Origin of the sequence: Caballeronia terrestris, from assembly GCF_001544515.1 — a bacterium.
GTDB classification, from domain to species: Bacteria; Pseudomonadota; Gammaproteobacteria; order Burkholderiales; family Burkholderiaceae; genus Caballeronia; species Caballeronia terrestris.
The window spans coordinates 1-1872 of the sequence record NZ_FCOL02000330.1 but is presented as its reverse complement, the minus strand read 5'-3'; the positions used below and the strand labels follow the sequence as shown (position 1 = coordinate 1872).

General features: G+C 61.9%; 2 protein-coding genes. Both read left to right on the top strand.

The genetic code is table 11. The annotated features are described in order from the left end of the window. The coding region (locus AWB67_RS37130) for a hydrogenase 4 subunit F (protein ID WP_235025585.1) at nt 1–1346 on the top strand (1346 nt) is incomplete at its 5' end. 3 nt (nt 1347–1349) lie between these two features. Further along, nucleotides 1350–1872, top strand: a 523-nt coding sequence (locus AWB67_RS37125) for an NADH-quinone oxidoreductase subunit C (protein WP_200822415.1), incomplete at its 3' end; no start/stop codon positions are given.

Below are 1872 nucleotides of genomic sequence, written 5' to 3'. Positions count from 1 at the left end.
TTCTTGGGATCCCGCTGCTTGCGGGCGGATGTCTGGCACTTGTGGGACAGCACCATTTCGCGCCTGACCTCAACGTCTGGTTCAGTTTTCTGACATTTTCCACCGGCATCCTGCTTGCCGCACAAACCGTGACGCACGGACCGGCGTTCGCGCTGGGCCAGCTTTTCTTCGTCGATCCGCTCAATGTGTTCCTGGTCGCGCTGACCGCCTTCGTTGGCTGGACCACATCGATCTTTTCGCGACCGTACATGCGGATCGAGCGTGACCGGGGCAAGATGACCGGCCCTCGCATGCGCCTGTACCTCAGCATGTACCAGCTGTTCATCTTTGCAATGTTGCTCGCGCTGCTCACCAACAACATGGGCATCCTCTGGGTCGCCATGGAAGCCGCCACGCTCGCGACAGTGTTGCTTGTTAGCGTCTACCGGACTGCAGCAAGCCTCGAAGCCGCATGGAAATACTTCATCCTGTGCGGCGTCGGCATCGCACAGGCGATGTTCGGCACGATTCTCCTCTATCTCGCCGCCAGCCGGCAGCTCGGCGGCGGCGACGCGCTGCTCTGGACCAGCCTGAACGCAGTCAAGGGCAGTCTGGACCCGACCATCATGTCACTCGCGTTCGTGTTCCTGCTGATCGGCTATGGCACCAAGGTCGGTCTGGTGCCGATGCACAACTGGCTGCCCGATGCGCATGCGGAAGGCCCCACGCCAATTTCAGCCGTGCTGTCCGGCCTGTTGCTCAACGTCGCGCTCTATGCAGTGCTGCGCTGCAAGGTGCTGGCCGATGGCGCACTCCGGAACGGTTTGCCGGGGCACCTGCTGGTCGGGTTCGGGCTGGTTTCAGTGCTGGTCGCGACCTTTTCGCTGTTTCGTCAGAAAGACGTCAAACGGCTCTTTTCGTATTCGTCGATCGAACACATGGGCCTGATGACGTTCGCTTTCGGTCTTGGCGGCCCGACCGCGACCTTTGCGGGCCTGTTGCACATGACCGTTCATTCGCTCGTCAAGTCGGCGATTTTCTTTACCGTCGGACACGCGGTCCAGAAGGCTGGCACCCAGCCGCCATTCGGGGTCTTCGCAAGTGAGTTCCTGATCCTGACCACCGCAATGAGCAAGCTCCCGTGGGCAACGCCCTTCCTGCTGCTCGCGCTCGCGGTAGCGTTCGCGGCCATCTTCGTACGCGTGCAGGGGATGGTGTTTGGCGACACGACGGCCCAGGCGCTTGAACACCCGCCGGCGTTGCTGCCGGTGTTTGTCCATCTCGGCATCGGGCTGATGCTGGGACTCTACATCCCGCCGTATCTTGCGACGTGGTATCGGCAGGCGGCGGCCATGATCGCGGGGTAGCACATGCGCATTGAGGCATTCGGTTTTCCCAACCAAGTCCGCCTGTCTGCATTTGCCGGCAAGTCTTCGGCATTTCTCGCGCGCCTTGATGCCGACACGTGGACCCGCACCGCCGGCACGGTGCGCGAGGCGGGTGGCCGCCTGATCTCCCTATGGGGTTCCGAAGAGCCGGCAGGCACCTTTGCGATGTCCGTCGCTTACGCGCTCGAAGACGGCATCCTGTGGCTTCAGTTGCCGGTCGACGATGGTCACGGAGACGGGGGCAGATACCCCGATCTGTCGACCGTCTTTCCGTGCGCGACACGCATGCAACGTGCCGTATATGATCTGCTCGGGTTGAGCGCCATGGACGCCAGGGACACGCGACCATGGCTGAACCATGGCAACTGGCCGGTCGACTATCATCCCCTGCAAAAATTGTCCTCCGGAACCGAGCGGTTCCAATCCGCGGAAGCGGACTATCCATTCGTCCACGTCGCCGGTGATGGTGTACACGAAATCGCTGTGGGGCCGATTCACGCCGGCG